The following is an 8,373-nucleotide window of genomic DNA, read 5'->3' as shown; positions in this document are numbered from 1 at the left end:
GATCGGACCCCCGCCGCCCGCGAACCTGATCTCGTTCCCGGGGCCGGGCATTCCCGGGGCACCATCCCAGTCCGGCCCGCCGTCTCCGCCGGAGCCCTCGTCGGTTCCGGGCCCGTCGTCTTCTCCCGGGCTAGGGTCGTCCTCGTCGGGGAGCGAGGCGTCACCGTCCGGGCCGGATGCCCGCTGGCGGCCGGGCGCCGGCTCGTCGTCCCGGTCCCGGGACGTCGCCGATGCTCTGGTGACGGTCTGGACCGATGACGAACACAGCCAGGACACCGGGCGAGGAGCGTCCCCGTCGTCCTCGTCTCAGCGGTCGTCCTCGTCGTCGCAGAGGTCCTCGTCCACCGCGCCACCGGGCGGCCGGGCCCGCAACCGACGTCCGCTGATCATCGTTGCCCTGGCGGCCGCCGTCACCGTGCTCGTGACGACGGTCGCCATCGTGTCCACCAGGGGCGGGGGCTCGCGGACCGAGACGAGCGTGCCCGAGGCGGTCGCCGAGCGGGCGCTGCTCCTCCAGGATGGCAACACGGGACTCGCCCGCCGGCTCGCGCTCGCGGCCTACCGCGCCGAGCCGCGCTCGGCCAGGACCCGGAGCGCGATGATCGCGCTGTTCGGTGCCGGGATCACCCCGACCACCATCCCCGTCGGGACGGGTGCCCTGCTGGCGCTCGCGGTGAGCCCGGACGGGCACTGGACCGCGGCGGGGAGCGACAACGGAACCGTCACGGTATGGGAAGTCGTCGGTCGGACCGAGCTGGTCCGGCGTACCTCCGTCTCGGTGTCGAGCCGCAGCTGGGTCGAGTCGCTGGCGTTCAACCGGGACAGTGGCCTGCTCGCCGCGGGCCACTCCGACGGCACGATCCGACTGTGGAACCTGCACGACCCCGACCAGCTGGTCCGATGGTCGACCATCCAGGCCCACACCGGCGCGGTGCAGTCGGTGGCCTTCAGCCCGGACAGCAACACTCTCGGGTCCGCCAGTGCGGACGGCATCGTCGCGCTGTGGGATGTCACGGACCCGGCGCATCCGAAGCAGCGCGTCCGGGCGGACGGTCAGACCGGGGGAGCGCGCTCGGTGGCCTTCGCGCCGAACGGCACCCTGCTCGCGTTCGCTGGTGACGACGGCACCGTCCATCTGTGGAACATCCGGGACGCGGCGCGGCCGACCGCGGGTGGAATCCTGCGCGGGCACAGCCGTGGGGTGCGGTCCGTGGTCTTCACCGGCGACGGAGGCGTTCTGGTCTCCGGCGGCGTCGACGCCACGGTGCGCCTGTGGGAGGTGCGGTATCCGGATAATCCCGCCCGTGGCGTCGCCACCGGCTCTCTGGGCGGGGTCCAGAGCGTGGCCTTCGAGACGGGTGCCGACGTCGTCGCATCCGCCGGTGATGACGAGACGGTCCGGCTGACCGACATCTCCCGTCTGGACAGGCCGATCCTGCTGACCCAGTGGCACGGGCACACCCAGCCGATCAGTGCGATCGCCTTCGTCTCCGGCACGGGCGTCGTCGTCTCGGCTGGTCACGACGGGACATTGCGGCTGTGGGACGCCGAGCCCGGCCGGCTCGCGGACACCGCGTGCGCCGATCCGGCGAACCGGATCACCGCCGGTGAATGGAGCACCGCCTTCAGGGACATGAGTTACCGGGCTCCCTGCGGCTGAGTTGACGAGGGCCGGCCGCCGGATTGCCCGTCAGGCCCGCTGGAGCGGCCTGCCAGGTTAACCGTCCGGCTTTTCGACCGCAGGCGAGGTCTTCACCGTCGAGGGCGTGCTGGGTTACGTCCTCACGGGTTGAGATCCGCCGGAGGAGGACGTCGACCCGCGCCCACCGACGCACCGGTCGACGGGGAAGACTGTTTGGTGTGAATGCTGCGGAAGGCCGGGCGGTGCTGTCGGTCGAGGACTTCGGGCCCTCCTGGAAGCGGGGGCCCTTCGAGTTGGGCACGGACGGCCCGCAGGTGATCATGACCGGGGTCGACGGGTCGCGGACGTCGATGCGCGCGGCAGCCTACGCGGCCGGGCTGGCCCGCCGCCAGTCGTCCCGACTGGTGGTGGTCTATGTCGCGGCCCCCTCGGTGTGGGCGGCGATGTCCCCGGCGCCGGCCGGGGAGGCGATGCAGCAAGTGATCGACTCGGTCATCGGTGAGGTGCGCGAGGCGATCCTGGAGCGGTCCGAGGAGCTGGGCGTCCCCATCCGGTTCGTCGTGCGGGCCGGCGATCCGTTCGAGGCGCTCAAGCGGAGCGCGACGGAGGAACAGGCGGACATGGTCGTCATCGGGGCGTCCGAGAGCGCCGGGCACCGCCTGGTCGGTTCCCTGGCGAGCCGGATGGTCCGCGGCGGTCGCTGGCCGGTCACCGTCGTGCCGTAGGGCCCGGATGGTTCCCGTCCGGGCCGTCCGGTGGGGGCGGATGGTCCTGACGGCCGGGGCCGGCTCCCTCCCACCGGTACGACGGCCAGCGTCGGCACCCGTCGGGCCAGTGACGAGGTCATCGCCGCACCCGTCGGCGGACTCGGCCGGAATCTCTCGACGTGGGGTCGCCGAAACCGTGACAAAATAGCGATGGAATCGTGACGTTGCGTTCACTCGCCGGCTATGCCGACCGGCCCGGCCGTGCCGGGTTGATCCGCCCGTCCAGAGAGGCCCGTCGGGCGGCCAAACCGGGCGTCGCCAGGCGCGATGCTGAACAGTGTCGAATCCGACCTGTTGGGAGGCAGCGATGCTCCGTCACAGCTCGACGCCCGCGCATATCGTGGCGCGCGATCTATCCGTTGACTACGTCACGGAGGAGGGGGAGCGAGAAGCGATTCCCGGCACACTCCGTTACGACCCGGCTGATCCCTTCGCCGTCGAGTTGATCCTACGTCCCGGTGAAGAGGCCATCACCTGGATCTTCGCCCGCGCGCTGCTAGCCGAAGGGATCGAGGTTCCCGCCGGGGCCGGCGACGTGCGCATCTGGCCGACGGCGTCCAAGGGGCGGTCGGTGATCACGGTGTCCCTGTCCAGCCCGTCGGGGCATGCCGATCTTGAGCTGGCGAAGTCGAAGGTCACCGCCTTTCTCGCCGACTGCCACGGGCAGGTTCCAATGGGGCGGGAGAGTAACGGCATCGACTGGGACAACGAGCTTCACATGCTGCTGCACACCCGGAACACCTGACCGCTTCGGGTGTTCTCAAAGATCTCATCATGAACTCTGGTAATGACGATTCCGGGCGGGGGCGCCAGTCCGGTCCGCGGCGCGGATACGGGGAGCCGTAGCCGTCCCCCGCCCGTGTCCCGCGCGCCCGCTCAGAAGGTGTCGGGCGCGCCTTCGATCGGCTGCCAGACCTGAATCTCCGGGGGTCCCTCGACGCCGGCGTCCCGCATGAGGGCGGCTATCTCGGGCTGATTGGTGAAGAACTCCTGGAATGCCTCCGCGGAATCCCATTCATCGAGGATGATGACCTGCCCGTCGCCGGCAAGGAAACGATGGTGCAAGGCTCCCACCTTTTTTGCCTGCTCGGCGACGGATATGAAGATAGCCGCCTTCGATGCGAACAGCTGCTGAAGAGCCGCTGGATCGACTTTCAGAGTCATGGCGACGATGACACTCATGTGAACCCCCATTATGTTGCCTGGCTCGGGTGACTATAGCGCATCGTCTCAGGACCCGGAAGACGGCTTGTCTGCCTCCGGGGATGCTGCGGCGTCGCCCCGGCACCGGTCAGACCCGGCGCTTGAACGCGGTGAGGGCGAGCGGCGCGAAGACCGCGGCCAGCCCCGCCGCCCAGACCAGCGCGTGCCAGGTCGGCGTGGCCACCGGGCCCGAGACCAGCAGGCCTCGGGTCGCGTCGGCCAGGGCCGTCACCGGGTTCACTTTGACGAACGCCTGCAACCAGCCCGGCATCGACGACGTCTCGACGAACACGTTGCTGATGAAGGTCAACGGGAAGATGAGGGTGAACCCGAAGGCCATCACCTTCTCCGGCTCCGAGACGAGCATCCCGACCAGCACGGAGATCCATGAGATCGCCAGCGCGAACAGGACCACGAGGCCGCAGGCGGCCAGCGCCTGCAGCGGGCCGGTCTCGATGCGGAAACCCAGCACGTATCCGAGGCCGAGCAGCATAGCGATGGCCCAGATCTGCTTGACGAGATCGGCGACGATGCGCCCGGCCAACGGCGCGGACCGGGCGATCGGCAGGGAGCGCAACCGGTCGAACACGCCCTTGGTGAGGTCGGCGTTGAGCCCCATGCCGGTGTTCAGGGTCGTGAACAGGGTGTTCTGCACGATGATGCCGGGCAGCGCGAACGTCAGATAGTCGGAGGTCGAGCCGGAGATCGCCCCGCCGAACACATAGGTGAACAGCAGGAGGAACATCAGCGGCTGCACGCTGAAGTCGAGCAGTTCCATCGGGTTGTGCTTGACCTGGACGAGCGTGCGCCAGGCCAGGGTCGCGGTGTGGCGAAGCGCGTCGAGCGGGGTGACCCGCGCGGCGCCGACCGGCTCGGCGGTGCCGTGCGTCGAGAAGCGTGGCTGGTCGGGGGTGGGCGTGGTCGGGCTGGTCAGGGTCGTCACGGCAGCTCAGCTCCTCGTCGCCGCGGGGATCTTCGCGGCCGTGTCGGTTGTGGTGGCGGCCTGGCCGGAGGCGGTGGCCGGGTGGCCGGTCAGGGACAGGAAGACCTCGTCGAGGCTGGAGCCGCGCATGGCCAGCTCGCCCACCCTCACCCCGGCGTCGTCGAGCCGACGGACGACCGCGGGCAGCACGGCGGGGTCGGTGACCCGGACGCTGACGAGCGTGCCCGCCACCGCCGGGGCCGCGCCGACCACCTCCGCGACGGTGGTTGCCACCAGCGCCACGTCTGCGGCGTCGAGCGGGCGGACCTCGAGGGTCTGGCCGCCGGCCCGGTTCTTCAGCTGGTCCGGCGTGCCCTGCGCGATGACCCGGCCGTGGTCGACGACCGCGATCTCGTCCGCGAGCTGGTCGGCTTCCTCCAGATACTGGGTGGTGAGCAGCACCGTGACGCCCTGGCCGCCCACGAGGTCGCGGACGATGTCCCACATCTCGTTGCGGCTGCGCGGATCCAAGCCGGTCGTCGGCTCGTCGAGGAACAGCAGGCGCGGGCGCCCCACCAGGCTCGCGGCCAGGTCGAGTCGCCGGCGCATGCCACCGGAGTAGGTCTTCGCAGAGCGGTTCGCCGCGTCGTCCAGACGGAAGTCAGCGAGCAGCTCCCGGGCCCGCGCCTTGGCTGCGGACCGCGGCAGGCCGAGCAGCCGGCCGATCATCACGAGGTTCTCGGTGCCGGTGAGCATCTCGTCGACGGAGGCGTACTGGCCGGTCAGCCCAATGAGCTGGCGCACACGGTGACTGTCGTGCAGCACGTCGTAGCCGCCGACGAGGGCGGTGCCGGCATCCGGGCGCACCAGGGTCGCGAGGATCCGCACGATCGTGGTCTTGCCCGCGCCGTTCGGGCCCAGCAGACCGAAGACGGTGCCGGCCGGCACCGTCAGGTCGACGCCCGCCAGCGCCGTCGTCTCGCCGTAGCGCTTGACGAGCCCGTCGGAGACGATCGCGGGGGTGGGAGGTTCTCGTCTGTCCGTCATGGGATCAGCGTTGTCCGTCATGGGATCAGCATGCCGGCTACCACTGACACTTTGGCCACCCTGGGGGGACGGCGGTGACCGCCTAGGCGTCGTGGCGACGGCCCACTGACGGAACGCTGACGCCGGTGGGTCCATCCGTCAGTGGTTCGTCAGTGGGCCGTCAGTGGTTCGTCAGCGGTCCGTCCGTCAGCGGTCCGTCCGTCAGTGGGCCGTCCGGCGGCGGGATGCCGGCTGCAGTGCCGGGTTACCGCTGTAGTGGCTGGTACCGGCGATGTCGGTGCCGGGGGTGACGATCTCGTCGATCGCGTCGAGCGTCGCCTGGTCGAGGGTGATCTCGGCCGCCGGGAGGACGTCGTCGAGCTGAGCGAGCGTCTTGGGCCCGATGATGGCCGAGGTGACGGCGGGGTGGCTGTCGACGAAGGCCAGCGCGAGGTGAGTGAGGGACACGCCGGCCTGCTCGGCGACGGTGGTCAGCTCCTCCAGCGCGGTGAAGCGGGCGGGCGCGTTCGGGTCCTCGGAGAGTGCCTGACTCTGGCGGCGGCCGAGCAAGCCCTGGGGCGAGTAGCGCGATCCGGCCGGAGCCTGCTCGCCGCGCCGGTACTTGCCGGTGAGCCAGCCGCCGGCTAGCGGGCTCCAGGGGATGATGCCGATGGTGTGGCGTTGGGCGGCGGGCAGGACGGCTTCTTCGATGGAGCGGGCGAAGATGGAGTACTGGGGCTGTTCGCAGACGAACCGTTCGCTGTTACGGCGCCGGGCGGCCCACTGGGCCTCGACGATCCAGTCGGCGGGGAAGGAGGAAGAGCCGAGGTAGCGGACCTTGCCGGCGTGGACGAGGTCGGACAGGGCGCCGAGGGTGTCCTCGAGGTCGGTGTCCCAGTCGTGGCGGTGGACCTGGTAGAGGTCGATGTAGTCGGTGCCGAGGCGGCGCAGGCTATCCTCAACGGCGCGGATGATCCAGCGCCGCGAGCCGCCGTGGGAGTTGCGCTCGTCGCCCATGGGGCTGAAGCACTTCGTGGCAAGGACGATGTCGTCGCGGCGGGTCTTGATGGCCCGGCCGACGATCTCCTCGCTCTCACCCTGAGAGTAGATGTCGGCGGTGTCGATGAAGTTGATGCCGGCGTCGAGGGCCCGATGGATGATGCGTTCGCATTCGTCGTGGTCGGTGTTGCCGGACGCGCCGAACATCATGGCGCCGAGACACTGGGTGCTGACCTCGACGCCGGTCCGGGCGAGTTTGCGGTACTTCATGGTATGTGCGGCGTGGAGACCTCCGCGTTCACGCGGAGGAGGAAACGCCGCTCACCCCCTTTCGCATCAGACCGGATAGAAGACGAGCCGTGCTCGCCTGTGGAGATCCTGTGGAGATGGAGGGAGACCGAACCGACGGTAGTCGGTGACGCATCCGTTGGAACCTCCCGTCGGGAAAAGAAGCAGGAACCCGGCCCGCGAGGTCCGGGAATCCCCCACCTGCGGACGAGGGAGGAAACCAGCCCCACGCCGACCATAGCGGTGGGAGCGCACTCGAAGTCAACCGGTCGGCCGGCATGGCCCGACCGGGTCCGCGGGCGGACCGTCGCCGCCGCGATCAGGAGCGCGGGTATCCAGGTGCTTTCGCCGAGCAGTTCCTCGACAAGCCGGCCATGATCCTCGCCGGGACTTCGGGGGACGTTGGCACGCTTTTCGGCCCGCGGAGCGTGACTATGTCCCCCGATCTTTCCGGCATCTGTCTCGCCGGCACCCGCGCGACCGCGACGGCCTTGATCGCATCAGTGATCGGTGAATGCGGCAACGGTCACGTCGCTATCCAGCCTCACCGCCTGATAGCCGTAGGTACTGCTCAATTCTATTTTGAAAATGATGCAGAATCGATCGACGGAGGCGATGGTTCTCGCCAGGTCACGGTATTTCTGCTTGACCCCGCCCCGTATACCGCAGCCCGGTTGGTGACCGCGGTCTGGCCGCAGATGAGGATGACCGGCCTGGTTGAACCGGGAGGCGTGAACCTGGCGACGAGCGCGTGTTCTCGGCGGCCTTTCTCCAGAAGGAAACTCCGCTCGCCGACAACGAAGGCCCCGGAATCGGGTTGGCCCGGTGCGATGGGACGGACGGCGACGCCCGGCAGGTGCGTGGCCAGGTGGCCGCCGGTGCGAGGGTTCGACTCGGGGCCGCCGAGGCAGAACTCCGTGCGGTCGCCGTTGATGTCGTAGAACTCGTCGCACGAGTGCACGGAGATCGGGCAGCCGAGCTCGCCGGCGAGCGTGGCGACCTCGATCATCGCATGGACGTCGTGACGGCTGACACTTCCGGGCGCGTCCCACGTGTTGTTCATGATAACGAGGCATGTGCCGCCGGCCTCCAGGCCGAAGAACTCCGCCTCGCGACGCAGGGCACGAATGTTCTTCGCCCGCTGCCAGAGCCGGACCGATCCACCGCTGAGGACGCTGGTCGCGAGCCCGATCGCGATCTTCAGGAATACCGCCGTCAACCTGCTCCCCTCACCGTTTCCAGCCGGGTGGACGGCGAGATCATCCCATGCCGGCGCGGCCGGTGCCCGGGCCGACGTCCGCGGCGCCGGCCCAGCCCAGCCCAGCCCGGTTCACCACGCGGTACCCACCGCCCCGGTCGTCGTCGGGCGGTGATAATCCCGGTGACGCGGTTGATTTTTCATGACATGATCCTTTCGGCTGCCAGGCGCCGATCACCGATGATCATCGCGGCTGGCTATTCGGGACGGCATGTCTTCGCCTCCGCCCGTACCAGGCGATCGAATCTCGGTATCTCCTCTATTACCT

9 protein-coding genes are annotated in these 8,373 nt (G+C 69.4%); 4 read left to right on the top strand and 5 right to left on the bottom strand.

Annotated elements, in window-relative coordinates; translation table 11 throughout:
* The 4 genes from AC08OV_RS16590 to AC08OV_RS16575 form a co-directional block, all read left to right on the top strand.
* On the top strand, positions 1-258 hold a 258-nt coding region (locus AC08OV_RS16590; RefSeq protein WP_476619903.1), incomplete at its 5' end, for a hypothetical protein.
* Positions 239-1,660: a WD40 repeat domain-containing protein gene (locus tag AC08OV_RS16585; protein WP_476619902.1), complete on the top strand. Its 1,422-nt coding sequence runs from the start codon at positions 239-241 to the stop codon at positions 1,658-1,660. The genes AC08OV_RS16590 and AC08OV_RS16585, both read left to right, overlap by 20 nt.
* A 200-nt stretch (positions 1,661-1,860) precedes the next feature.
* Entirely contained in the window at positions 1,861-2,367 is a 507-nt protein-coding gene (locus AC08OV_RS16580) for a universal stress protein (protein WP_476594024.1), read from the top strand.
* Between the two features lie 349 nt (positions 2,368-2,716).
* The gene (locus AC08OV_RS16575; protein WP_476615230.1) at positions 2,717-3,154 is read left to right on the top strand and encodes an SsgA family sporulation/cell division regulator; all 438 of its coding nucleotides are present in this window, start codon (positions 2,717-2,719) and stop codon (positions 3,152-3,154) included.
* Positions 3,155-3,285: 131 nt separating this feature from the next.
* Here the strand turns inward: AC08OV_RS16575 and AC08OV_RS16570 are convergent, their stop codons facing one another.
* The 5 genes from AC08OV_RS16570 to AC08OV_RS16550 form a co-directional block, all read right to left on the bottom strand.
* Positions 3,286-3,591: a hypothetical protein gene (locus AC08OV_RS16570; protein ID WP_476615229.1), complete on the bottom strand. Its 306-nt coding sequence runs from the start codon at positions 3,589-3,591 to the stop codon at positions 3,286-3,288.
* A 109-nt stretch (positions 3,592-3,700) separates the two neighbouring features.
* Positions 3,701-4,555, bottom strand: coding sequence for an ABC transporter permease (locus AC08OV_RS16565; RefSeq protein ID WP_476605573.1), 855 nt, complete (start codon positions 4,553-4,555; stop codon positions 3,701-3,703).
* Between the two features lie 6 nt (positions 4,556-4,561).
* Complete coding sequence (locus AC08OV_RS16560; protein ID WP_476619901.1) at positions 4,562-5,581, bottom strand: ATP-binding cassette domain-containing protein; 1,020 nt, start codon at positions 5,579-5,581, stop codon at positions 4,562-4,564.
* A gap of 201 nt (positions 5,582-5,782) precedes the next feature.
* Positions 5,783-6,829 carry an aldo/keto reductase gene (locus AC08OV_RS16555; protein WP_476615628.1) on the bottom strand — a complete coding sequence of 349 codons (1,047 nt, stop codon included), beginning with the start codon at positions 6,827-6,829 and terminating at the stop codon, positions 5,783-5,785.
* Positions 6,830-7,424: 595 nt separating this feature from the next.
* The gene (locus tag AC08OV_RS16550; protein WP_476615629.1) at positions 7,425-8,066 is read right to left on the bottom strand and encodes a hypothetical protein; all 642 of its coding nucleotides are present in this window, start codon (positions 8,064-8,066) and stop codon (positions 7,425-7,427) included.
* Between the last annotated feature and the right edge of the window lie 307 nt (positions 8,067-8,373).

The organism is Frankia sp. CeTa3Moorea, assembly GCF_978021225.1.
This window is presented reverse-complemented; position numbering and strand designations above follow the sequence as displayed.